This window comes from Allobosea sp. 05L423 (genome assembly GCF_056397745.1).
In genome coordinates this window covers 146,438-168,237 of sequence record NZ_JBFTOA010000010.1, presented here as the reverse complement: position 1 = coordinate 168,237, position 21,800 = coordinate 146,438, and the positions used below count along the sequence as shown (strand labels likewise).

The following is a 21,800-nucleotide window of genomic DNA, read 5'->3' as shown; positions in this document are numbered from 1 at the left end:
AAAGCGCGGGCGGGCGAAGGCATGCGCGTCAATGCGGGCCCCACGCCCGTCATTCTCGGGTGACCCGAGGGGGGGCGAGAATCGCGGGCCGGACAAGGCTCCGGGGCCTCCTGTTCGAAGATGCCCGGGCCAAGCCCGGGCATGACGCGGGAGGCAAGCGTCATGGCGCGGCATTGGAGAAAAGCCCGGCGGGGACGCGGGTCCCGGCGCGTTTGCCTCAGGGCGAGATCGCCTGCACCGCCCAGGCGCGCGCTTCCATCGGGATGGTGCCGTCGGCCGCGAACGACAGGCTTTCGCGCAGTCGCTGCCGCAGCCGCTCGCGCGCCGCCAAGGGCAGGCTCGCGCAATAGCCCGGCGCCGGGCCGGTGCCGAGGGTGAAGGGCTGCCAGAAATCGTCGAAGCTGCGGAACAGCGTCGGCACGGTGATCGGCTCGCAGGCGATATCGATCAGCCCGGCCGAGGCGGCGAGCTCGGTCAGGCCCTCCGCCGTGCAGAAGGGAAAGCGCCTGTCCGCGTTCAACTCCGCCGCATTCGGGTCGAGCGCCGTCGCCGCGGTCCAGAAGGTGCGCACGAACTGGACGCCGCCGCCAGGATAGTCCCAGACATAGAAGCTGATGAGCCCGCCCGGCCGCACCGCGCGGCGCATCTCGGCCAGCGCCTTGTCCCGGTCCGGCACGAAGTTGAGCATCAGTGCCGAGCCGACGGCGTCGCAGCTCGCGGTCTCGACCGGCAGCGCCTCGGCGCTGCCCTGCCGGAAGCTGGCGCGCCAGTTGGTCACGCGCTCGCGCGCCACCGCCAGGAGGCCCTCCGAGGGGTCGATCCCGATGACGCTGACCGGCACCGCGCCGCCCAGCAACGCTTCGGTCAGCGCGCCGGTGCCGCAGCCGACATCGAGCCATTCGAAGCCGGGCAGGGGGTTCAGCCAATCGACGAAAAGGGGCGCGAGCTCGCGGCTCCAGCGCCCCATATAGCGATCGTAATTCTCGCCGGCCTGCCATGCATCATGGCGAGTCTGGTCGGGCATTCTCTGGCCCTTTGGTCCGGAAAGGATGACTTTACGTCATTTGGGCAGATTCTGCCAGTTGAAGATGTTTTGCAGTGCGCAAACTGCGGTGTCCGGGTGGAATCTACACCAATTCGTTATCGCTTTTTATTGGGCTCAACTTATCCGCGAACCTTGGCGTCAGGACGATATGCCATATGCGAGGCGGAAGCGGCTGCATTCATGCATCGACAGGCAGCCTCATGCCGCCAGGGCGGGCATGCGTTCCAGCTTGCGGATGGCCGTGCTGAGCTCGGGCTCGTCGACGATGTCGGCGGCGTCGGCCAGCTTGAACCAGTGCAGGTCGCGCTGATGCTGCTCGGAGAAGCTGTCGAGCTGCTGCTCGACCTCGAGCAGATAGAGATTGACCTCGCAGAGCACGAAATGGTCGCTCATGCGCTTCCAGTAATTGTAGCGCCCCGCCGGCTCGCGGCTGATGCGGCCGATGACGCCGGCCTCCTCGAAGGCCTCGCGGGCCGCGGCGTCATAGTCCTTGAGGCCCTTCATGGGCCAGCCCTTGGGCACGATCCACCGGCGCGTCGTGCGCGATGTGACGAGCAGAATCTCCGTCGAGCCGTCGGCAGCGTGGCGGATCGGCATGGCCGCGATCTGCGACCGCTTCTCCCCCGTTTTCCGCTTTGCCTTCTTCATCGGCTCTGGACGCTCCTGGCTGGTTGCAGACTCCCTCGCGGCTGCGAATCGGGAATGGCCGCTGAAGCGAATGAATATTGCATCGCTTCGCGAAAATGGAAGAGGCATTCTGCCGAAAAAGTGAACAGGTCAGCCTTGCTTCTTGCGCATAACCTCGCCCGGACAGAGCCTTAGCAGCAGCCAGCCGCCGATGCCGGAGAGCAGCGAGCCGGCAAGGACGCCGATCTTGGTCTGGTTCTGCAGCGCCTCGGAATCCGGGAAAGCGAGCAGGCCGATGAACAGGCTCATCGTGAAGCCGATGCCGCAGAGCAGGGCGATGCCGTAGAACTGCGGCCAGGAGGCGCGTGCCGGCAAATCGGCGAGGCCGGCGCGGATCGCTGCCCAGCCGAAGCCGAAGACGCCGATCTGCTTGCCGAGGAACAGGCCGAGCATGATGCCGAGCGGCACCGGCGCGGCGAGCGTCGAGGGGCCGAGGCCGCTGAAGGAGACGCCCGCATTGGCGAAGCCGAAGACCGGAATGACCAGGAAGGCGACATAAGGGTGCAGCCCGTGTTCGAGCTTGTGCAGCGGAGACTTGGCGTCGTCGGGCCGGGCCGGGGACGGCTTCAGCGGAATGGTCAGGGCCAGCGCGACGCCGGCCAGCGTCGCATGCACGCCGGACTTCAGGGTGAAGTACCAGAGCGCCGCGCCGAGCAGGAGATAGGGCGCGAGCCGCATCACGCCGAGGCGGTTGAGCGCCGTCAGGATGACGAGCACCGCCGCGGCGAGGCCGAGATACAGGCCCGACAGCTCGGCGGTGTAGAACACCGCGATGATGATCACCGCGCCGAGGTCGTCGAGGATGGCGAGCGCGGTGAGGAAGACCTTGAGAGAAGCCGGCACGCGCGGCCCGAGCAGCGAGAGCACGCCGAGCGCGAAGGCGATGTCCGTGGCGGTGGGGATCGCCCAGCCGGGCAGGCTCTCGCCGGAGCCCAGGTTGAAGGCGACATAGATCAGCGCCGGCGCGATCATGCCGCCGAGCGCGGCGAAGCCGGGCAGCACCCGCCGCCCCCAGGTCGAGAGCTGGCCGTCCAGCATCTCGCGCTTGATCTCGAGCCCGACGAGCAGGAAGAACACCGCCATCAGCGCGTCGTTGATCCAGTGCAGGACGGAGAGGCCCAGCACATAGCTCTTAAGCGTGCCGAAATAGAGCGGCGCCGCCGGCGAATTGGCGATGACGAGGGCGAGCGCAGCGACCACCATCAGGATGATGCCGCCGGCGGCCTCGCTGTGCAGGAAGTCCCGCAGCGCGGAAAGGGGTCTCACCCGGGTTACGGGGGCGGCCATCAGGCTCTCCTTTGTCGATCAGGCAGAAGGAGATACGACAGGCTGGCGCCGAGGACCAAATCCGGGCAGGCCGGGACGGGCGTCAGAGCTTCTTGCCGTCCTTGTCGAACTGCTTCAGGAAGGCGATCAGGTCCTTGATCTCCTTCTCGCTCTTGATGCCCGCAAAGATCATCTTGGTGCCGGGAATCTTGGCCTTCGGGTCCTTGATGTAGTCGGTGAAGGTCGTCTCGTCCCAGGTCAGGCCGGAACTCTTGTTGGCGGTCGAATAGCTGTAGGCCTCGACCGCGCCCGAATGCCGGCCGATCAGGCCGTTGAGCTCGGGGCCGACGAGATTGCGCGCGCCTTCGCCGATCTGATGGCAGGCGCGGCACTTGTTGAAGGATCGTTCGCCGGCGGCGGCGTCCTGCGCGGCGGCGGGTTGGGCAAGGAAGGGCAGGAGAAGGAGAAGGCTCGGGAGAATCGCGCGCATAGGCAGGTCTTTCGACTTGGAGGCGTTCTCATTTAACCCGAAGCCGCGCGGCGTCGCATGGGCCATTTCGCCGCGCCGCGCCTTGCTTCAGATCTCGGCCTCAGAGCTCGCCGATCCACTCCGCCACGGTCGCCGTGAAGGCGTCCGGCCGCGACACCGGGAAAAGATGCCCGCCCGTTTCCATGATCGCCCGCCGGCAGCCGGGCAGCGCTGCGGCCAGCGCTTCCTGATAGTGGACCGGGACGACCATGTCGTCGCGCGTGCCGAGGATCAGGATCGGCATCGGCAGCGAGCCGATATCGGCGGAGCCGTCGAAGGCGAGGAGCGCGTTGAGCCGCTCGCGGGTCACGATCTTCGCTTGCTCGCTGACCGGGGCCGCTTCCATCGCATCGTCATAGATGTGCCAGTTCTGCTCGATCCAGCGGGGCTGATAGCCGCTGAGCACCGAAATGGCGGCATAGGCGTAGGGGTCGGCCTCGAGGATCGCGAGGCGTGCCCCGAACAGGGCGTTGAGGAAGCGGCTCGGCGCAAACCAGCTCGCGCTGAGGATCAGCCCGTCCACGCGCTCCGGCGCGAGTTTGGCGATCGTCTGGGCGATGCAGCCGCCGGTCGAATGGCCGAGGACCACGGCGCGCCCGACGCCGGCTGCGTCGAGCACGGCGAGGCTGTCGCGGGCCAGGTGTTCCATGTCGCAGGGAGCCTCGCCGCGCGTGCTGGCGCCGATGCCTCGCTGATCGAAGCGGATGACCTGAAAGGAGCGCGACAGCGTCGCCGCGATGTTCTTCCAGAATGCGGCAGTGCCGCTCAAGCCGCTGACCAGAAGCAGCGGTTGGCCATGCCCTTCCTTGAAGGCGTGCAGCGTGGCGCCGTCGGACGTTTCGACCTTGAAGTCGGAGATCTCGGTCATGGCTGTCATGCGTCACCTCTCGGAAGGCGACATGCGTTGCTGCGCCTGGTGCGCATGATCCCGGACATGGCCCCATCCTCCCTGAAAGCTTAGGTCGCCCACCCGCCGATCATTCGGCCTTGATCTGGCCGATGGGACCGGTTTGTGCGAGGATGGCGCATCAGGGCCGCACCTGCCATGGCTTGATCGCAGGGGGCGGAATGTTCCTGGCGCAGGTCGAGTAGACCAAAGACTAATTGGCCTGCGTCCAGTGCATGGATTTGTGCCTGATCGCGGCAAGCCGTTCTGCCAGGCGCAGAAAGGGCCTGGCGAAGGTGTCAGCTGCGCCGGTTCGCCGCCGCCGGATCCGCGCGCCAGGTCGTGACCGACATGGTCGGGAGATCGAAATAATCGCGGGTCGTCGCATAGCCGTGCCCGCCCATGCGCCCGACGGCGTCGAGTGCGGCCGGGTCGACATAGAGCTTCTGCGGATCGACCGTGTCGGCGCGGAAATGGGCGTAGACGACCTCGCCGAGGATGATCTCGCGCGAATTGCCAATGCCGAGCGTCGTGTGGTGCCGGCATTCGAAAGCTGCCGGTGCCTGTCCGATCCAGGGGCAGGGCACCTTGACGCCGGGCATGGCGGTCAATCCGGCTTCGGCCAGTTCGTCGGCGCCGGGCTCGAAGGGCACAGCGCAGACATTCATGCCTTCCAGGAGCGCGTCCGAGACGATGTTGACGGTGAAGGCCAGGGTCTGCCTGACGTTGCGGCCCGTGTCCTTCTGCGCTCCGGTCGGCCGGTACTCGACGCCGAGCGCGAGGATGGCCGGATCGGCGGACAGGCAGTTGAAGAATGAGAAGGGGGCGGCATTGACCGTGCCATTCTCGTCGATCGTCGTGACCAGCGCGATCGGGCGCGGCACGACGGCGCCGATCAGCAGCTTGTAGCGCTCGCGCGGGGTGAGCGACGCGAAGTCGAAGGTGACGATGCCGGGAGCGGTCTCGGCGCGCGGCTGTCCGGACGGGTGTGCGGTCACGATGGGGTCAATCCTTCGCTACGGGCATAGGGGGCAAGCACGTCGCGGATGTCCCGCTCGACGCGCGGCGTCAGCAAGGCGCGGGTCACGACCGCGCGCAGATGATGGTCCATGAGATCGGCGGCGCGGGTCGCATCGCCGGAGCGCAATGCCTCGATGAGCTGGCGGTGCTCGGAGACCGCGCATTCGCTCGAATGCGGGCGGCCGTAGATGGCCAGGATCAGCGAGCAGCGCGACGACGCTTCCTGGACATAGCGCAGCAGCAGCGCGTTGCCGGTCATCGTCGCGAGCTTGATGTGAAACTCGCCGGAGAGGCGGATCGATTCCGGCCCGTCCTGCTCGTGTGCTTTCTCTTCCTGCTCGACATGGGCTTCGAGCTCGGCCGCCTGGGAGGCCGTCAGTCGCCCGGCGAGGTTCTCAGCGACCAGCCGCTCCAGCCCGCGCCGGACCTCGAACACGTCGCGCGCCTCTTCCAGCGTCGGATAGGCGACGGAGGCGCCGCGATTGGGCTTGAGTTCCACCAGTCCTTCAACGGCGAGGCGCCCGAAGGCCTCACGCACCAAGGTGCGGCTGACGCCGAGCTGCTCCCCGATCGAATCCTCCGGCAGTTTCACGCCGGGCTTCAGTGCCTGCTCGATGATCGCGCGCCGGAGCGCCCTGTATACGGATTCTGCCCGCAGAACCGGCGTACGACGCTCGCCCATGTCGGCTTTCCCTCGTCCTGATTTGACCATTTGCGGGGGCGTCAATGTCACGATCGCGGGCTCCGATCCAGTTTCTGCTTGTGTTCAATAATCGCATACAATACGATCTTTTCATCGTATGCAAGTTTGTTCAATAATCGCACACGAGATGGCGACCAAAACGCCACGGTGCCTAAACAGGCGGCAACGACGATCCGGGCCCGCTGCGGCGGGGCCGAAACACAAAAGGGGAGAGTTGGATGAAAAAGGCCTGGTTGCTGGCGGCCGTTGCCGCCTTCGCCCTGGTGGGCACCGCCGAGGCGAAGACGCTGAAATGGGGGTCGGCGCGCGAAATCGCCTCGCTCGATCCCTACTCCTTCGGTGAGACCTTCACCCTGTCGGTGCTGAACCATGTTTATGAGGGGTTGGTGCGCTACACCGGCGACCTCAAGATCGAGCCGGCGCTGGCGGAGTCATGGGAGACCGTGTCGCCGACCGTCTGGCGCTTCAAGCTGCGCCAGGGCGTCAAGTTCCACAACGGCAATCCCTTCACGGCCGATGACGTCATCGCCTCGCTGGCGCGCGTCACCCATCCCGACTCGCCGCTCAAGGGCAACTTGCCGGCCTACAAATCCTCGAAGAAGATCGACGACTACACCGTCGAGATCGAGGTCAACGGCCCCTATCCGCTGCTGCTCAACGACCTCACCAACATCTTCATCTTCGACAAGGAGTGGATGGAGGCCAACAACTCGCTGCTGCCGACCGATTCCGGCAAGGGCGTGAAGGGCTATGCCACCGACAACGCCAACGGCACCGGCCCGTTCTTCGTCGAAAGCCGCCGCGCCGACTCCAAGACCGTCTTCGCGAAGAACCCGAACTGGTGGGACAAGCCGAAGCACAACATCGACAAGATCGAGTTCACGCCGATCACCTCGTCCTCGACGCGCGTCGCGGCGCTGCTCTCCGGCGAAATCGACTTCACCAATGTCGCCCCGCTGCAGGACTTGCCGCGCCTGTCCGCCTCGCCGGACGTCAAGGTGCTGCAGACCAACGAGCTGCGCTCGGTCTTCTTCGCGTTCAACCTGACCGACAAGCTCTTCGAGAGCGACGTGAAGGACAAGAACCCCTTCAAGGACATCAAGGTGCGCGAGGCGCTCTATCGCGCCATCGACATCGACGCCGTCCAGAAGCGTGCGATGCGCGGCCTCTCGCGCAACACCGGCGCGCTCGTCGCCCCCGCGATCCCCGGCTACGAGCCGTCGCAGGACGAGCGGCTGCCCTTCGACCTGAACGGCGCCAAGAAGCTGCTCGGCGAGGCCGGCTATCCCAACGGCTTCTCCTTCCAGATGAACTGCCAGAGCGACTCTCTCGTCAACGAGGAGGAATTCTGCCAGGCGGTCGCCTCGATGTGGTCGCGCGCGGGCCTCAAGCCCAATCTCAGCATGGCGCCGCGCAGCCAGCAGGCGCCGAAGCGCGTCAAGGGCGACTTCGACGTCATCTCCTTCGGCTGGGCGAACGAGCCGATGATCGACGCCTATTCGCTGCTGGTGCAGGTGATGCGCTCGAGGAGCGGCACGGGCGGCGTCTTCAACTGGGGCAACTGGGGTGATCCGCGCATCGACGCGCTGGTCGACAAGGCCGGCGTCGAACTCGACACACCCAAGCGCATCGAGCTGATGAAGGAAGCGCTCAAGATCGCCAAGGCCGAGCACCTCTTCATCCCGCTGCATCAGCAGCCGATGGCCTGGGCGATGCGTTCGACCGTGGCCTCGACCGTGCAGGCCTCGGACAACAAGCCGCGCCTCTGGCTGACCATGATGAAGTGAGGCAGGCGCGACGTCATGGCCGGGCTTGACCCGGCTATCTCGGAAACCAGCGCCCTCTCGTCCTGAGATTCCCGGGTCTTCGCTCTGCGAAGCCCGGGAATGACGCCGGAACGCAGGAGCTTTCCATGCCGGCTTTTCTCTTCAAGCGACTGCTCAACGCCGCCGGCGTCATGGTGGCGGTGGCCTTCCTCGCCTTCCTGATCTTCCGCTTCGTCGGCGACCCCGTCGAGCTGATGCTGAACGAGCAGGCGAGCCAGCAGCAGCGCGACGAGCTGCGCGTCCGGCTCGGCCTCGACAAGGGCTTCGCGATGCAGTTCGCGACCTTTGTCGGCAATGCCGCGCGCGGCGATTTCGGCATCTCCTACCGCAACCAGCAGGACGTCTTCACGCTGATCTCGGAGCGCTTCCCGGCGACCTTCGAGCTCGTTCTGGTCGCGACCTTCCTGTCGCTCGCCGTCGGCATTCCGCTCGGCGTCTATACCGCCATCCGACGAGAGAGTTTCCTGGCCAAGGCACTGGAGTTCGTCTCGGTGCTCGGCGTTTCGCTGCCGAGTTTCGCGCTCGGCATCCTCTTCATCCTGGTCTTCTCGGTCTCGCTGCAATGGCTCCCGGCCTTCGGCCGCGGCGAGGTCGTCCAGATCGGCTGGTGGAGCACCGGCTTCCTGACCTCTTCCGGGCGCAAGGCGCTGATCCTGCCCGGCATCACGCTCTCGCTCTTCCAGATCACGCTGGTGATGCGCCTTGTGCGCGCCGAGATGCTCGAGACCATGCGCACCGACTTCATCCGCTTCGCCAGGGCGCGCGGCCTGCCGTCCCGCGCCATCCATTTCGGCCATGCGCTACGCAACTGCCTGATGCCGGTCATCACCGTTACCGGCCTGCAGATCGGCAACCTCATCGCCTTCGCGCTGGTGACGGAGACGGTGTTCCAGTGGCCGGGCATGGGCATGCTCTTCGTTCAGGCCGTGACCTTCGTCGATATCCCAGTGATGGCGGCCTATCTGATCGTCGTCTCCTTCATCTTCGTCACGCTCAACACGCTGGTCGACCTGACCTATGCCTGGGTCGATCCGCGCCTGCGCGAGGACGCCCTCACGGGAGGCGCCAATGCTCGCTGAGAAGACCCGGCCCGCTGACACTATCAAGAAACCCGGCCGCCTGCGCCGCTTCCTCGACAGCGACATCGGCTGGAGCTTCTGCCACACCCCGGTCGCCTGGCTCTCGGCGCTGGTGCTGGCGCTGCTGGTGCTGAGCGCGCTCTTCGCCCCGCTGATCGCGCCGCAGAACCCTTATGACCTGACGCAGATCTTCATCGACAAGGCCGAGATCCCGCCGATCTGGCAGGAGGGCGGCGAATGGCCCTTCCTGCTCGGCACCGATCCGCAGGGCCGCGATGTGTTCTCCGCCATCCTCTACGGCTCGCGCATCTCGCTGATCATCGGCTTTTCCGCGGTCGTCGTCTCGATGCTGGTCGGCGTCTCGATCGGGCTTTGCGCCGGCTTCTATGGCGGGCGTGTCGACAACCTGCTGATGCGCCTCGGCGATACCGTGCTCTCGATCCCGACGCTGCTGATGGCGATCCTGGTCTCGGCGATCTTCCGCGAGATGCTGCCGCCGGGGTTGCGCGAGCCTTTCGCCGCGGTGGTGCTGGTGCTCTCGATCGCGCTGACGAGCTGGGTGCAATATGCCCGCACCGTGCGCGCGCTGACCATGGTCGAGCGCCGCAAGGAATATGTCCTCGCCGCCCGGATCATCCGCGTGCCGGCGACGCGGATCATGCGCCGTCACATCCTGCCCAACACGATGACGCCGGTGCTGGTCTCGGCCACGCTCAATCTCGGCCTCGCCATCCTCTCGGAGGCGACGCTGTCCTTCCTGGGGGTGGGCATGCCGATCACTCAGCCCTCGCTGGGGACGCTGATCCGCATCGGCAACCAGTACCTGTTCTCCGGTTCCTGGTGGCTCGTCGTCTTCCCCTCGCTGCAGCTCGGCCTGATCGTGCTCTCGGTCAACCTGCTCGGCGACTGGCTGCGCGACGCGCTCAACCCGAAGCTTCGCTGACAAGAAACCACGAGGATACGCCTGCGATGACTGCTTCCCTCCTGATCCGCAACGTCCGCCCGAACGCCGGGGCAGCCCTCGACATCCTGGTCGAGAACGGCAGCATCAGCCGCATGGCGAAGGACATCGCCGCGCCCGCAGGGGTGGCGGTCGAGGACGGCCGCGGCGAGATCGTCATTCCCGGCCTCGTCGAGGCGCATACCCATCTCGACAAGAGCCTCTGGGGCCTGCCCTGGTACGTCAACGAGGTCGGCCCGAAGCTCCTCGACAAGATCGACAACGAGCGGGAGAACAAGAAGCGGCTCGATATCGACCCGGCCCGCCAGGCGGCCCGGCAGTCGATCCAGTCCTCGCTGATGGGCACGACCCATATCCGCAGCCATGTCGACATCGATACCGAGCACGGGCTCTGGGGCGTCGAGGGCGTCATGAAGACCCGCGACGAATACCGCGACATCGTCGACATCGAGCTCGTCGCCTTCCCGCAATCGGGCCTGCTGCGCCGCCCCGGCACGCTGGCGCTGATGGATCGGGCGATGAAGGCCGGCTGCGAGATCGTCGGCGGCCTCGATCCCTGCGGCATCGACCGCGACCCGAAGGGCCATCTCGATGCGGTCTTCGGCCTCTGCCAGACCTATGGCAAGCCGCTCGACATCCACCTGCACGAGCCCGGCGAGATGGGCGCCTTCTCGATGGACCTGATCATCGAGCGCACCCGCGCGCTCGGCATGAAGGGCAAGGTCACGGTCAGCCACGCCTTCTGCCTGGGGTCGCCCGACATGGCGCTGGTCGATCCGCTGATCGAGCAGCTTGCCGAACTCGACATCGCGATCATGACGACGGCTCCGTCCCGCAGCGCCGCGCCGCCGGTCAGGAAGCTGCTCGAGGCCGGCGTGCGCGTCTGCTCCGGCTCCGATGGCATCCGCGACACCTGGGGCCCGTACGGCAATGCCGACATGGTGGAGCGCGCGATGTTCGTCGGCCTGCGCAACAATTTCCGCCGCGACGACGAGCTCAAGCTCGCCTTCGACGTCTGCACGACCGAAGGCGCCAAGGTGATGGAGATCGCCGACTACGGTCTGGTCGAGGGCAAGGCCGCCGATTTCGTCATCATGCCCGGCCAGACGCTGGCGGAGCTGATCGTCACCCGTTCTCCGAAGCGCCGCGTCGTCAAACGCGGCCGCGTCGTCGCCCGCGACGGCGTCTCGGTGAGGGCCGCCCCGTGAGCCTGCAGGCAGCCAGGCGGCCGCAGGGCCGCATCCTGATGACCGCGCGCTGGGTCGTCGGCCACAAGGACGGGCGCCATCGCCTCTACGAGAACGGCGAAGTCGTGTTCGAGGATGGCGCGATCGTCTTCGTCGGCCACGGCTTCCCCGGCGAAGTCGCGCGCCGGGTCGACTACGGCAACGCCCTGATCGGGCCGGGCTTCGTCGATTGCGACGCCCTTTCCGACCTCGACACGACCATCCTCGCCTATGACAACCAGCCGGCCTGGAAGAAGGGCAGGGTCTGGCCGCGCAGCTATCTCGAGGCCGGTCCCTACGAGATGTATTCCCGCGAGGAACTGGCCTTCCAGAAGCGCTATGCCTTCGCCTCGCTGATCCGCAACGGCATCACCACGGCGCTGCCGATCGCCTCGCTGTTCTACCGTGCCTGGGGCGAGACGGTGCAGGAATTCGAAGATGCCGCGGAAGCCGCTGCCGATCTCGGCCTGCGCGTCTATCTCGGCCCGGCCTATCGCACCGGCAACCAACTGGCCGAGACGGACGGGCGCATCGTCACCTACTACGACGAGGCGCGCGGCCTCGCTGAGCTTGACGCGGCCATCGACTTCGCCGGGCGTCATGAAGGCGAGGCGGGCGGGCTGATCCGGGCGATGTTCGCGCCGGACCGCATCGAGACCTCCACGGCCGAGCTGCTGCGCCGCACGGCGGCAGCTTCGCGCGAGCTCGATGTGCCGGTGCGGCTGCATTGCTGCCAGTCGAAGATCGAGTACGACCTCGTCCTCGCCCAGCACGGCATGAGCCCGCCGGAATGGCTGGAGAGCCTCGGCTTCCTCAACGAACGCTGCCTGTTGCCGCATGGCACGGTCGTTTCCGGCAGCCGGCTGATCGAGAGGCCCGGCCGCGACCTCGAGATCATCCGGGATTCCGGTGCCAGCATCGTGCATTGCCCGCTGGTATCGGGCCGGCACGGCAATGCTATCGACCATTTCGGCCGCTACCGCGCCATGGGGCTCAATATCGCCATGGGCACGGATACCAGCCCGCCGGACATGGTGATGAACCTGCAGACCGGCATGATCCTCGCCCGCACCATGGCCGGCAATGTCGGCGCCGTGCGCTCGGAGGACTATTACGACGCCGCGACCGTCGGTGGGGCCGATGCCCTGCAGCGGCCCGATCTCGGCCGGCTCCAGCCGGGCGCGCGCGCCGACATCACCGTCTTCGAACTCGACCGGCCGCATAGCGGCCAGGTCATCGATCCCATCCAGACGATGATGCTGACCGGCCATGGCCGGGATTTCTCGGCGGTGGTGATCGATGGGCGCTTCGTCATGGAGAACCGGGTCGTTCCGGGCCAGGACGAGGCCGCCGACAACGCCCGCGCCCAGAAGCAGTTCGAGGGCGTGATGACGCGCTATCCCGAGCGCACCCTGGGCCATCCGCCGATGAGCGAGATCTTCTCGTCGAGCTATCCGGTCGAACGCAGCGAGGCCATCGCATGACCGCTTCCGCCGCCGCGCCTCTCCTGTCCGTGCGTGACCTGCGCATCGTCTTCGACGGCCGCCACGGCCCGTTGACGGCACTCGACGGCGTCACCTTCGACATCGCGCCGGGGGAGATTCTGGGCATGGTCGGCGAGTCCGGGGCGGGCAAGTCGCTGACCGGCACGGCGGTGATCGGCCTGCTCGACCCGCCGGGGCGCATCGCCGGCGGCGAGATCCATCTGTCGGGCCAACGCATCGACAACCTGCCGGCCGAGGCGATGCGCAAGCTGCGCGGCCGGCGCATCGGAGCGATCTTCCAGGATCCGCTGACCTCGCTGCACCCGCTGCTCAAGGTCGGCGACCAGATCGTCGAGACGATCATGACCCATCTGCCGGTGAGCCGGGCGCAGGCGCGCAAGCGTGCGCTCGATTTGCTCAAGGAGGTCGGCATCCCCGCCGCCGAGACGCGCATCGACCATTTCCCGCACCAGTTCTCCGGCGGCATGCGCCAGCGTGTCGTCATCGCGCTCGCGCTTTGCGCCGAGCCCTCGCTGATCATCGCCGACGAGCCGACGACCGCGCTCGACGTCTCGATCCAGGCGCAGATCACCACGCTGCTGAAGCGGCTCTGCCGGGAGCACGGCACGTCGATCATGCTGGTCACGCACGACATGGGCGTGATCGCCGAGACGGCCGACCGGGTCGCCGTGATGTATGCCGGCCGCATCGTCGAGATGGGGCCGGTCGAGGAGGTCGTGCGCCGTCCGCGCCACCCGTACACCGCCGGGCTGATGGCCTCGATCCCCAGCGTCCACGCCCGCCACGAGCATCTCAACCAGATCGACGGCGCGATGCCGCGCCTTAACGCCATCCCGCCCGGTTGCGCGTTCAACCCGCGCTGCGGCCGGGCCGAGGCCTTCTGCCGGGACCACAAGCCGGGCTTGCCGGTGATGGCCCATGCCGCAGCCTGCCATTTTCCGCTGAAGGAGGCGGCGCATGCGTGAGCATATGGAAGCTCCTACCGCGAGCCCTCATCCTGAGGAGCCGCGCCGCGGCGTCTCGAAGGATGCGCCAGAGCGCTCTGAAAAATCCTTCGAGACGCAAGGCTCACGCCTGGCTCCTCAGGATGAGCGCTCGCGCGGTGCAATCGGTGGAGGAGGGGAGGACATCATTCTCGACGTCGCCTCTGCATCCTGCCGCTTCGACGTCTCGGCGCCGGCCCTGTCCCGGCTGTTCTCGAAGGAGCCGCGCCGCATCCTGCGCGCGGTCGAGAACATCTCCTTCACGGTGAGGCGCGGCACCACCTTCAGCATCGTCGGCGAGTCCGGCTGCGGAAAATCGACGCTGGCGCGTATGGTCGTCGGGTTGCAGCGGCCGACCGAGGGCAAGCTCAACTTCCGCGATATCCGCCGCGGCGATGGCTCGTTCGGGCCGCCGCGCGTGCAGATGATCTTCCAGGACCCCTATGCCTCGCTCAACCCGCGCTGGCGGGTCGGTGACATCATCGCCGAGCCGATCCGCGAGCTGAAGCTCAGGCCCGACGACGCGGCGGTCCAGCAGCGCGTCGGCGATCTGCTCGAGGTCGTCGGCCTCTCCCGCACCGATGCGAGCCGCTATCCGCATGCCTTCTCGGGCGGCCAGCGCCAGCGTATCTCGATCGCACGCGCCCTCGCCACGGAGGCCGACTTCCTCGTCTGCGACGAACCGACTTCGGCGCTCGACGTCTCCGTGCAGGCCCAGATCCTCAATTTGATGGTCCGGCTGCAGAAGGAGTTCGGGCTGACCTATCTCTTCATCAGCCACAATCTTTCGGTCGTCCGGCACATGTCGGACGATCTCGCCATCATGTATCTCGGCCGCTTCGTCGAGGCGGGGCCGGCCGAGGAGGTCTTCACCCGGCCGCGCCATCCCTATACGCGGCTGCTGCTCGACACGATCCCCGATGTCGAGAAACCGAACCGGGCGCGCAAGCCGATGTCCGGCGAGGTGCCGAGCCCGATCGCGCCGCCGGCGGGCTGCAGCTTCAATCCGCGCTGCGCGCAGGCCGCGGATCGCTGCCGTGCCGAGCGGCCGGAGCTGCGGCCGATCGGCGGTGTCGAGGTGTCCTGCCACTTCGCCTGATGCCCGGCGTTTTCGTCATGGTCGGGCTTGTCCCGACCATCCACGTCTTCGTTTCGGCCCGCGCGGTGTTCAAGACGTGGATGCTCGCCACAAGGGCGAGCATGACGTTGCGAGATACACCACTTAGCCGACCAGCGTCGCTTCCAGCGTGATCGGAGCCTTGAACAGCTTCGAGACCGGGCAGCCCGCCTTGGCCTTGTCGGCCAGCGACTGGAAGGTCGCCTGGTCGGCGCCGGGCACCTTGCCCTTCAGCGTCAGGTGGATCGCGGTGATGGCGTAGCCGTCGTCGAGCTTGTCGAGCGTCACGCGCGCGGTGGTGTCGAGCGCATCGGCCTTGAGATTGGCCTCGCCCAGGATCAGCGAGAGCGCCATGGTGAAGCAGGCGGCATGGGCCGCGCCGATGATCTCCTCGGGATTGCTGCCGGGCTTGCCTTCGAAGCGGCTGGAGAAGCCATAAGGATAAGAGCTGAGCGCTCCGCTCTCGGTCGAGATCGCGCCCTTGCCGTCCTTGATGCCGCCCTCCCAATGGGCCGAACCGGTCCTGTTGATCGCCATGATGCTGACTCCCGTTCTGGTTGGATGGATATGCTGCGGCTGGAAAGCTACCCTTCGATAACGGCTTCAGGGCGCCTCGGGTTCACTTGCTGGTGATCGGCGCTCGGAGGGAAGGGAAATTGTGCTCGAATGGACTGATCATAGAGAAATAGGCAGAATAGATAAGTAGCTCCCGGCCCCAGCCCGGCCACCGGTATGGGTCAAGTTCGCAAAGGGTGACTTCGCAGCGAGGCGTCTGAGCAGAGTCCGCAATGGGAGACGGGAAGATGAGAACGATCCAACGCGCGTGCCTGTTCGTCGCCATCGGAGTTTTGTCGTCGGGCTGTGCCGTGACGGAATACAGGAGCCCGGATCTCGCCTCCGTCTGCGCTGTGCCGGTCAATCGGACAATCCAATCGGCATACTGGCTGGACTGCCGGTCGTTCGATCCGTACTCCGACCCGTATTCACAGCACTATCGTTATTCGAAGCACTATTAGGAGCCGTTCGGGCGTTTGAGCTCGGGGAGCGTCGCGGGTGGGTGGTGTCGCGGCGGATGAGCCGGACCGGTGCGGCAGGCAACCGCCGAAGGCCTGCTTCCCACCCGCTCGAGACATTTCGCTCGGCGCTTATCGCCTGCCGCCTAACAGAGAAGCCCGCACCAATCGCTCGATGCGGGCCTTCATAGATGGCGTTTGCGATCTGCTCAGCGGAACAGCGCCAGCGATTTCGACAGGGTGATCCAGACGCCCCATGCGATCGGCAGGCCGACCACGGCCCAGGCGAGCAGGGCGCCTCCGTCAACGCCACCCTTGCCGATGCCGTGGGAGCCGTAATGGACCGCCGCGTCAACGCTCGTCGACCGCTTCTGCAGCGCCGCGACCTCGGCATCCTTCATGAACCATTTCGCCGCGACCGGGCGGACCAGCAGGTTGCAGAGGAAGCCCAGCACCAGCATGCCGGCGAGGATGTACATGGTGCGGTCATAGACCTGCGCGCGCGGCACGCCGGCATTGATCTGCGCCTCGCGGATGTAGTTCACCACCACCGGGCCGATGATGCCGGCGGTCGACCAGGCCGTCAGCAGCCGGCCATGGATGGCGCCGACGAACTGCGTGCCGAACATGTCGGCGAGATAGGCCGGCACGGTCGCGAAGCCGCCGCCATACATCGACAGGATGATGCAGAAGAAGCCGACGAACAGCGCCAGCGACCCGGCATGCGCCGCCCAGGGCGACAGGCCGTAGAGCAGGATGCCAAGCCCGAAGAAAGTGGCATAGGTCAGCTTGCGGCCGAGCTTGTCAGAGAGCGAGGCCCAGAAGAAGCGCCCGGCGATGTTGAACAGCGAGAGCAGGCCGACGAAGGCCGCCGCGATGGTGGCGATCTGCGTCTTCTGCCCGGCGTCGAGCGCGGCGAAGCCGATCTCCGGCTTGCCGATCAGGGATCCCGCGAAGATCTCCTGCAACATGGGTGAGGCCATGCCGAGCACGCCGATGCCGGCGGAGACGTTGAGGCAGAGCACGGCCCAGATCAGCCAGAACTGCGGTGTCTTGTGCGCGTCCTTCAGATGGACGTGGCCGGAGGTGATCATGGCGTTCTGCGTCACCGGCGGCGTCCAGCCCTCCGGGCGCCAGTTCGCCGGCGGCACGCGATAGCCGAAGGTGCCGGCCATCATGAAGACGAAATAGATCGCGGCCATCGCGACGAAGGTCTGCCAGACGCCGACCGAGGCCGGTGTCTTGAAATAGTTCATCAGCATGTCCGCCAGCGGGGAGCCGATCATCGCGCCGCCGCCGAAGCCCATGATCGCCATGCCCGTGGCCATGCCGCGCCGGTCCGGGAACCACTTCACCAGCGTCGAGACCGGCGAGATGTAGCCGAGACCGAGCCCGATGCCGCCGATGACGCCGGAGCCCAGCCACATCAGCCAGAGCTGGTGCCAGTAGACGCCCAGCGCCGAGATCAGCAGGCCGCCGCACCAGCACAGCGTCGAGACGAAGGCCGCCTTGCGCGGTCCGACGCGCTCGAGCCAGCCGCCCCAGATCGCCGCGGAGGAGCCGAGCAGCACGAAGAACAGCGTGTACATCCAGCCGAGATCGGCGACCTTCCAGTCGCACGCCGTGGTGAACAGCGAGGCGGCGAGGCCGACATCGGCGGCGCAGGCCACCGGCTTGGTGATGCCGATCGCCTGGCTCAGCGGCAGCCAGAACACCGAGAAGCCATAGGCCATGCCGATGCAAAGATGGATGCACAACGCGGCCGGAGGCACGAGCCAGCGGTTGAAGCCCGGTTTGGCGATGGTTCGTTCGCGGTCGAGCAGGCCGATGCCGCCCCCGATCTGTCCGATATCCTGTGCGACGCTCATTCCCCGTTTCCTTTCCCCATGGCTTCGCCGTTCGGGCCGGGTAGTGTCCCGGCTCGTTGAACTTCTCGATGCACCGCGCTGGCGGCGCCTTGCTTGCTAACCTCCGCGCCCCGGCCTGATCCGCGGCAGGGCGTGCCGCAGCAGGGGCGGGAGGTCCTCCGGACGGGCGGCGAAGGCGGCGAGGAAGTCCCCGCGCATGCGCCCGGTCCAGAACTGGTTGATGTGATCGGCCACGGAGGCGGCGGCCTCCTCCTCCGGATAGGCCTTGAAGAAATCGGCGATCTGCCCCGCCATGCGCCGGAGCTTCGCGATGTTCTCGTCGTGGGGCTCGCCGGGGGTGTCTTCTGTGCTCAGGCCGGCCTCCATCATCGGGCGACAGTCTCGCGCTCGGGCGCGAGGGCGCCGGTGAAGACGATGCAGCCGTCGCGGCGTGCCACCGCTGCCAGCGTCAGGCCGAGATGCCGGGCACGCTCGATCGCGAGCGAGGTCGGTGCGGAGATCGCGACCAGCGTGCCGGCGCCGAAGATCGCGGCCTTCTCGACCATCTCGAAGGAGGCACGGCTGGTGACGAGCAGGAAGCCGTCGCTGGCATCGGCCCCGGCGCGCAGGCGAGCGCCGATCAGCTTGTCGAGCGCGTTGTGGCGGCCGACATCCTCGCGCACCGCGATGACGTTGCCGGAGGCATCGCACCAGGCGGCGGCATGGACGGCGCGGGTGAGCTGGTTCAGCGGCTGGTGTTTGTCGAGCGCTGCGAGTGCGGCCTCGATCGCCGAGCCGGGCACGGCGCGCGCCGCCCGCCTCGCCGCATCGGCCATCGGGATCTCCTCGATGGTCTCGACGCCGCAGAGCCCGCAGGACGTCCGCCCCGAAAGGTTGCGCCGCCGTGCCAGATGCTCGCGGAAGCGGCCGGGCGCCAGCTCGACGGTGACGATCACGCCCTCGTCCTTCGGCTCGACGGCGATGCCGCGGATCTCGTCCGCGCCGCGCACGATGCCCTCGGTCAGGCTGAAGCCGGTGACGAAATCCTCGAGGTCCGACGGGCTCGCCATCATCACCGCATAGGGCATGTTGCCGTAGACGATGTTGATGGGCGTCTCGACCGCGACCTCGATCTCGCGCGCGCCTTCGCGCGCCGCGCCGAAGCGCAGCGGCTCGGCCTTGACGGCGGCCGAGGCCGGCGGCTGGGCGGGCGGGTTATTCCGCGGCATCGGGCAGGCGCTCCGCGATCCGGCGCAGGGTCACGTCTTCCTCGAAATTCTTCTCCTGCCAGGCCGACCAGGCATTGGTGCGGCGCACCTCGACGGCGGTGACCTTGTATTCCGGGCAGTTCGTCGCCCAGTCCGAGAAGTCGGTGGTGATGACGTTGGCGCCGGTCTTGGCGTGATGGAAGGTGGTGTAGACCACGCCGGGCTGCATGCGCTCCGAGATTTCCGCCCTGAGCGCGATGTCGCCCGAGCGGCTGGCGAGCGCGACGAGATCGCCGTCGCGGATGCCGCGGCTCTCGGCATCGAAGGGGTGGATCTCCAGCACGTCCTCGTCATGCCAGGCGCCGTTCTCGGTGCGCCGGGTCTGCGCGCCGACATTGTATTGCGAGAGGATGCGGCCCGTGGTGAGCAGCAGCGGGAAGCGCGGCCCGGTGCGTTCCTCGGTCGGCACGAACTCGGTGATCATGAACTTGCCCTTGCCGCGCACGAAGCGGTCGACATGCATCAAGGGCGTGCCGGTCGGCGCCTTGTCGTTGCAGGGCCACTGCACGGAGCCGAGCTTCTCCAGCTTGTCGTAGGAGACGCCCGCGAAGCTTGGGGTCAGCCGCGCGATCTCATCCATGATCTCGCCGGGATGGCCATAGGACATCTCGTAGCCGAGCGCGCGGGCCAGCTCGATCGTGACCTGCCATTCGTCCTTGCCGGCGAGCGGTGCCATCACCTGCCGCACGCGGTTGATGCGCCGCTCGGCATTGGTGAAGGTGCCGTCCTTCTCGAGGAAGGAGGCGCCCGGCAGGAAGACATGGGCGTATTTCGCCGTCTCGTTCAGGAAGATGTCCTGGATGACGACGCATTCCATCGCGGCCAGGCCTGCCGTGACATGCTTGGTGTTCGGGTCGGACTGGGCGATGTCCTCGCCCTGCACATAGAGGCCCTTGAAGGTGCCCTCGACCGCTTCGTCGAGCATGTTGGGGATGCGCAGGCCCTGCTCGGCGTCGAGCGGCACGCCCCACATCATCTCGAAGACCTGCCGGGTGGCGTCGTCCGAGACGTGGCGATAGCCGGAGAACTCATGCGGGAACGAGCCCATGTCGCAGGAGCCCTGCACATTGTTCTGCCCGCGCAGCGGATTGATGCCGACGCCGTCGCTGCCGATATTGCCGGTCGCCATGGCCAAATTCGCCATCGCCATCACCGTAGTCGAGCCCTGGCTGTGTTCGGTGACGCCGAGGCCGTAATAGATCGCGCCGTTGCCGCCCGTCGCATAGAGCCGCGCCGCGCCGCGGACGTCGGCTGCCGGCACGCCGGTGTACTGTTCGCTCGCTTCCGGCGAATTTTCCTCGCGGGCGACGAAGCGGGCCCAGTGCTCGAAATCGCCGAGATCGCAGCGCTCGCGCACATAATCCTCGTCGATCAGCCCTTCGGTGACGACGACATGGCTGAGCGCATTGAGCAGCGCGACGTTCGTGCCGGGCTTGAGCGGCAGGTGGTAGTCCGCCTTGATATGCGGCGACTGCACCATGTCGATCCGGCGCGGATCGGCCACGATCAGCCGCGCACCCTGGCGAATGCGCTTCTTCATCCGCGAGGCGAAGACCGGATGGCCGTCGGTCGGGTTGGCGCCGATGACGAGGATGACGTCGGACTTGGCGACCGACTTGAAGTCCTGCGTGCCGGCCGAGGTGCCGAGTGTCGTCCGCAGGCCATAGCCGGTCGGCGAGTGGCAGACGCGGGCGCAGGTATCGACGTTGTTGTTGCGGAAGGCGGCGCGCACCAGCTTCTGGACGAGGAAGACCTCCTCGTTGGTGCAGCGCGACGAGGTGATGGCGCCCACCGATTCACGGCCGTACTTCGCCTGGATGCGCTTGAACTCGGAAGCCGCGTAATTGATCGCCTCTTCCCACGACACTTCGCGCCAGGGATCCGTGATCTTCGTCCGGATCATCGGCTTGGTCATGCGGTCGGTATGGGTGGCATAGCCCCAGGCGAAACGGCCCTTGACGCAGCTATGGCCCTCGTTGGCCTTGCCGTCCTTGTAGGGCACCATGCGGATGACGCGGTCACCCTGCATCTCGGCCTTGAACGAGCAGCCGACGCCGCAATAGGCGCAGGTCGTGACCACGGAATGCTCGGGCTGGCCGTGCTCGATGACCTTGTTCTCGATCAGCGTCGCCGTCGGGCAGGCCTGCACGCAGGCGCCGCAGGAGACGCATTCCGAGCCGAGGAAGTCGGTCGGTCCCGCCGCAACGCGGGACTCGAAGCCCCGGCCCGTGATCGTCAGCGCGAAGGTGCCCTGCACCTCCTCGCAGGCGCGCACGCAGCGATTGCAGACGATGCATTTCGACGGATCGTAGGTGAAGTAGGGGTTCGAGGTGTCCTTCGCGAGCCAGTTCTCGTTGACCGCGCCGTCCTTACCCTCTGCGAAGACGTGGTTCTCGCCCTCGTAGCCGTAGCGCACCTCGCGCAGGCCGACCGCGCCCGCCATGTCCTGCAATTCGCAATCGCCATTGGCCGAGCAGGTCAGGCAGTCCAGCGGATGGTCGGAGATGTAGAGCTCCATCACCCCCTTGCGCAGGCCGGACAGGTTCTCCGACTGGGTGCGCACAATCATACCGTCTTCTGCCGGAGTCGTGCATGACGCGGGCGTGCCGCGCCGTCCCTCGATCTCGACGAGGCAGAGCCGGCAGGAGCCGAAGGGTTCGAGCGAGTCGGTTGCGCAGAGCTTCGGGATTGCGGTGCCCATGCTCATCGCCGCCGCCATCACGGAGGTCCCGGCCGGGACAGTGACGCTCTGGCCGTCGATGGTCAGCGTCACCGTCTGCTCGGAGAGCCGGATCGGCGTGCCGTAGTCGATTTCCTTGATCAGGCTCATCGTGGCCTC

20 protein-coding genes are annotated in these 21,800 nt (G+C 66.7%); 8 read left to right on the top strand and 12 right to left on the bottom strand.

The window, feature by feature from the left end:
• Positions 1-217 precede the first annotated feature (217 nt).
• Both AC1DNE_RS20630 and AC1DNE_RS20625 read right to left on the bottom strand, forming a co-directional pair.
• The gene (locus tag AC1DNE_RS20630; protein ID WP_476811456.1) at positions 218-1,024 is read right to left on the bottom strand and encodes a class I SAM-dependent methyltransferase; all 807 of its coding nucleotides are present in this window, start codon (positions 1,022-1,024) and stop codon (positions 218-220) included.
• A 219-nt stretch (positions 1,025-1,243) separates the two neighbouring features.
• Positions 1,244-1,642, bottom strand: coding sequence for an NUDIX hydrolase (locus AC1DNE_RS20625; RefSeq protein WP_441473123.1), 399 nt, complete (start codon positions 1,640-1,642; stop codon positions 1,244-1,246).
• Here AC1DNE_RS20625 and AC1DNE_RS20620 point away from each other — a divergent pair.
• A complete protein-coding gene (locus AC1DNE_RS20620) occupies positions 1,641-1,817 on the top strand; it encodes a hypothetical protein (RefSeq protein WP_441473122.1) in 177 nt (58 codons plus the stop codon). The genes AC1DNE_RS20625 and AC1DNE_RS20620 overlap by 2 nt on opposite strands.
• 5 nt (positions 1,818-1,822) lie before the next feature.
• Here AC1DNE_RS20620 and nhaA read toward each other — a convergent pair whose 3' ends face one another.
• The 5 genes from nhaA to AC1DNE_RS20595 form a co-directional block, all read right to left on the bottom strand.
• Positions 1,823-3,019 carry a Na+/H+ antiporter NhaA gene (nhaA, locus tag AC1DNE_RS20615; protein ID WP_441473121.1) on the bottom strand — a complete coding sequence of 399 codons (1,197 nt, stop codon included), beginning with the start codon at positions 3,017-3,019 and terminating at the stop codon, positions 1,823-1,825.
• Positions 3,020-3,101: 82 nt separating this feature from the next.
• Positions 3,102-3,488 carry a c-type cytochrome gene (locus tag AC1DNE_RS20610; RefSeq protein ID WP_441473120.1) on the bottom strand — a complete coding sequence of 129 codons (387 nt, stop codon included), beginning with the start codon at positions 3,486-3,488 and terminating at the stop codon, positions 3,102-3,104.
• Positions 3,489-3,588: 100 nt separating this feature from the next.
• Positions 3,589-4,404 carry an alpha/beta fold hydrolase gene (locus tag AC1DNE_RS20605; RefSeq protein ID WP_476765650.1) on the bottom strand — a complete coding sequence of 272 codons (816 nt, stop codon included), beginning with the start codon at positions 4,402-4,404 and terminating at the stop codon, positions 3,589-3,591.
• A gap of 308 nt (positions 4,405-4,712) precedes the next feature.
• Entirely contained in the window at positions 4,713-5,411 is a 699-nt protein-coding gene (locus tag AC1DNE_RS20600) for a flavin reductase family protein (RefSeq protein WP_441473118.1), read from the bottom strand.
• On the bottom strand, positions 5,408-6,115 hold the full coding sequence (locus tag AC1DNE_RS20595) for a GntR family transcriptional regulator (RefSeq protein WP_441473117.1): 708 nt from the start codon (positions 6,113-6,115) through the stop codon (positions 5,408-5,410). Before AC1DNE_RS20595 ends, AC1DNE_RS20600 begins: the two co-directional genes overlap by 4 nt.
• A gap of 239 nt (positions 6,116-6,354) precedes the next feature.
• Between AC1DNE_RS20595 and AC1DNE_RS20590 the strand changes: the two genes are divergently transcribed.
• The 7 genes from AC1DNE_RS20590 to AC1DNE_RS20560 all read left to right on the top strand — a co-directional run bounded on the left by AC1DNE_RS20590 (position 6,355) and on the right by AC1DNE_RS20560 (position 14,815).
• On the top strand, positions 6,355-7,923 hold the full coding sequence (locus tag AC1DNE_RS20590) for an ABC transporter substrate-binding protein (protein ID WP_441473116.1): 1,569 nt from the start codon (positions 6,355-6,357) through the stop codon (positions 7,921-7,923).
• A 125-nt stretch (positions 7,924-8,048) separates the two neighbouring features.
• A complete protein-coding gene (locus AC1DNE_RS20585; protein WP_441473115.1) occupies positions 8,049-9,041 on the top strand; it encodes an ABC transporter permease in 993 nt (330 codons plus the stop codon).
• Positions 9,031-9,984 carry an ABC transporter permease gene (locus AC1DNE_RS20580; RefSeq protein WP_441473114.1) on the top strand — a complete coding sequence of 318 codons (954 nt, stop codon included), beginning with the start codon at positions 9,031-9,033 and terminating at the stop codon, positions 9,982-9,984. The genes AC1DNE_RS20585 and AC1DNE_RS20580 overlap by 11 nt, the downstream gene beginning before the upstream one ends.
• A 26-nt stretch (positions 9,985-10,010) precedes the next feature.
• Positions 10,011-11,210: an amidohydrolase family protein gene (locus AC1DNE_RS20575; protein ID WP_476765648.1), complete on the top strand. Its 1,200-nt coding sequence runs from the start codon at positions 10,011-10,013 to the stop codon at positions 11,208-11,210.
• A 38-nt stretch (positions 11,211-11,248) separates the two neighbouring features.
• Positions 11,249-12,712 carry an amidohydrolase family protein gene (locus AC1DNE_RS20570; RefSeq protein WP_476765656.1) on the top strand — a complete coding sequence of 488 codons (1,464 nt, stop codon included), beginning with the start codon at positions 11,249-11,251 and terminating at the stop codon, positions 12,710-12,712.
• The gene (locus AC1DNE_RS20565; RefSeq protein ID WP_476765647.1) at positions 12,709-13,698 is read left to right on the top strand and encodes an ABC transporter ATP-binding protein; all 990 of its coding nucleotides are present in this window, start codon (positions 12,709-12,711) and stop codon (positions 13,696-13,698) included. The genes AC1DNE_RS20570 and AC1DNE_RS20565 overlap by 4 nt, the downstream gene beginning before the upstream one ends.
• A complete protein-coding gene (locus tag AC1DNE_RS20560; RefSeq protein ID WP_441473111.1) occupies positions 13,691-14,815 on the top strand; it encodes an ABC transporter ATP-binding protein in 1,125 nt (374 codons plus the stop codon). Before AC1DNE_RS20565 ends, AC1DNE_RS20560 begins: the two co-directional genes overlap by 8 nt.
• Before the next feature lie 123 nt (positions 14,816-14,938).
• On the opposite strand, the gene AC1DNE_RS20555 is transcribed toward AC1DNE_RS20560, so the two are convergent.
• From AC1DNE_RS20555 to fdhF, 5 genes are all read right to left on the bottom strand, one after another.
• Complete coding sequence (locus AC1DNE_RS20555; protein WP_441473110.1) at positions 14,939-15,370, bottom strand: OsmC family protein; 432 nt, start codon at positions 15,368-15,370, stop codon at positions 14,939-14,941.
• Positions 15,371-16,055: 685 nt separating this feature from the next.
• Complete coding sequence (locus AC1DNE_RS20550) at positions 16,056-17,714, bottom strand: OFA family MFS transporter (RefSeq protein WP_476765646.1); 1,659 nt, start codon at positions 17,712-17,714, stop codon at positions 16,056-16,058.
• Between the two features lie 96 nt (positions 17,715-17,810).
• Entirely contained in the window at positions 17,811-18,083 is a 273-nt protein-coding gene (locus AC1DNE_RS20545) for a formate dehydrogenase subunit delta (RefSeq protein WP_441473109.1), read from the bottom strand.
• On the bottom strand, positions 18,080-18,922 hold the full coding sequence (gene fdhD, locus AC1DNE_RS20540) for a formate dehydrogenase accessory sulfurtransferase FdhD (protein ID WP_441473108.1): 843 nt from the start codon (positions 18,920-18,922) through the stop codon (positions 18,080-18,082). The genes AC1DNE_RS20545 and fdhD overlap by 4 nt, the downstream gene beginning before the upstream one ends.
• Positions 18,909-21,791 carry a formate dehydrogenase subunit alpha gene (gene fdhF / locus AC1DNE_RS20535; RefSeq protein WP_441473107.1) on the bottom strand — a complete coding sequence of 961 codons (2,883 nt, stop codon included), beginning with the start codon at positions 21,789-21,791 and terminating at the stop codon, positions 18,909-18,911. The genes fdhD and fdhF overlap by 14 nt, the downstream gene beginning before the upstream one ends.
• Between the last annotated feature and the right edge of the window lie 9 nt (positions 21,792-21,800).

Excerpts from the sequence above, each read along its gene's own strand:
- AC1DNE_RS20590 (WP_441473116.1), top strand. The coding sequence starts at position 6,355 with ATGAAAAAGGCCTGGTTGCTGGCGGCCGTTGCCGCCTTCGCCCTGGTG.
- AC1DNE_RS20560 (WP_441473111.1), top strand. The coding sequence starts at position 13,691 with ATGCGTGAGCATATGGAAGCTCCTACCGCGAGCCCTCATCCTGAGGAG.
- AC1DNE_RS20550 (WP_476765646.1), bottom strand. The coding sequence starts at position 17,714 with ATGAGCGTCGCACAGGATATCGGACAGATCGGGGGCGGCATCGGCCTG.
- fdhD (WP_441473108.1), bottom strand. The coding sequence starts at position 18,922 with ATGCCGCGGAATAACCCGCCCGCCCAGCCGCCGGCCTCGGCCGCCGTC.
- AC1DNE_RS20580 (WP_441473114.1), top strand. The coding sequence starts at position 9,031 with ATGCTCGCTGAGAAGACCCGGCCCGCTGACACTATCAAGAAACCCGGC.
- AC1DNE_RS20565 (WP_476765647.1), top strand. The coding sequence starts at position 12,709 with ATGACCGCTTCCGCCGCCGCGCCTCTCCTGTCCGTGCGTGACCTGCGC.
- AC1DNE_RS20625 (WP_441473123.1), bottom strand. The coding sequence starts at position 1,642 with ATGCCGATCCGCCACGCTGCCGACGGCTCGACGGAGATTCTGCTCGTC.
- AC1DNE_RS20595 (WP_441473117.1), bottom strand. The coding sequence starts at position 6,115 with ATGGGCGAGCGTCGTACGCCGGTTCTGCGGGCAGAATCCGTATACAGG.
- AC1DNE_RS20620 (WP_441473122.1), top strand. The coding sequence starts at position 1,641 with ATGGCCGCGATCTGCGACCGCTTCTCCCCCGTTTTCCGCTTTGCCTTC.
- AC1DNE_RS20605 (WP_476765650.1), bottom strand. The coding sequence starts at position 4,404 with ATGACAGCCATGACCGAGATCTCCGACTTCAAGGTCGAAACGTCCGAC.
- AC1DNE_RS20575 (WP_476765648.1), top strand. The coding sequence starts at position 10,011 with ATGACTGCTTCCCTCCTGATCCGCAACGTCCGCCCGAACGCCGGGGCA.
- fdhF (WP_441473107.1), bottom strand. The coding sequence starts at position 21,791 with ATGAGCCTGATCAAGGAAATCGACTACGGCACGCCGATCCGGCTCTCC.
- AC1DNE_RS20570 (WP_476765656.1), top strand. The coding sequence starts at position 11,249 with ATGACCGCGCGCTGGGTCGTCGGCCACAAGGACGGGCGCCATCGCCTC.
- AC1DNE_RS20555 (WP_441473110.1), bottom strand. The coding sequence starts at position 15,370 with ATGGCGATCAACAGGACCGGTTCGGCCCATTGGGAGGGCGGCATCAAG.
- AC1DNE_RS20610 (WP_441473120.1), bottom strand. The coding sequence starts at position 3,488 with ATGCGCGCGATTCTCCCGAGCCTTCTCCTTCTCCTGCCCTTCCTTGCC.
- AC1DNE_RS20545 (WP_441473109.1), bottom strand. The coding sequence starts at position 18,083 with ATGATGGAGGCCGGCCTGAGCACAGAAGACACCCCCGGCGAGCCCCAC.
- AC1DNE_RS20630 (WP_476811456.1), bottom strand. The coding sequence starts at position 1,024 with ATGCCCGACCAGACTCGCCATGATGCATGGCAGGCCGGCGAGAATTAC.
- nhaA (WP_441473121.1), bottom strand. The coding sequence starts at position 3,019 with ATGGCCGCCCCCGTAACCCGGGTGAGACCCCTTTCCGCGCTGCGGGAC.
- AC1DNE_RS20585 (WP_441473115.1), top strand. The coding sequence starts at position 8,049 with ATGCCGGCTTTTCTCTTCAAGCGACTGCTCAACGCCGCCGGCGTCATG.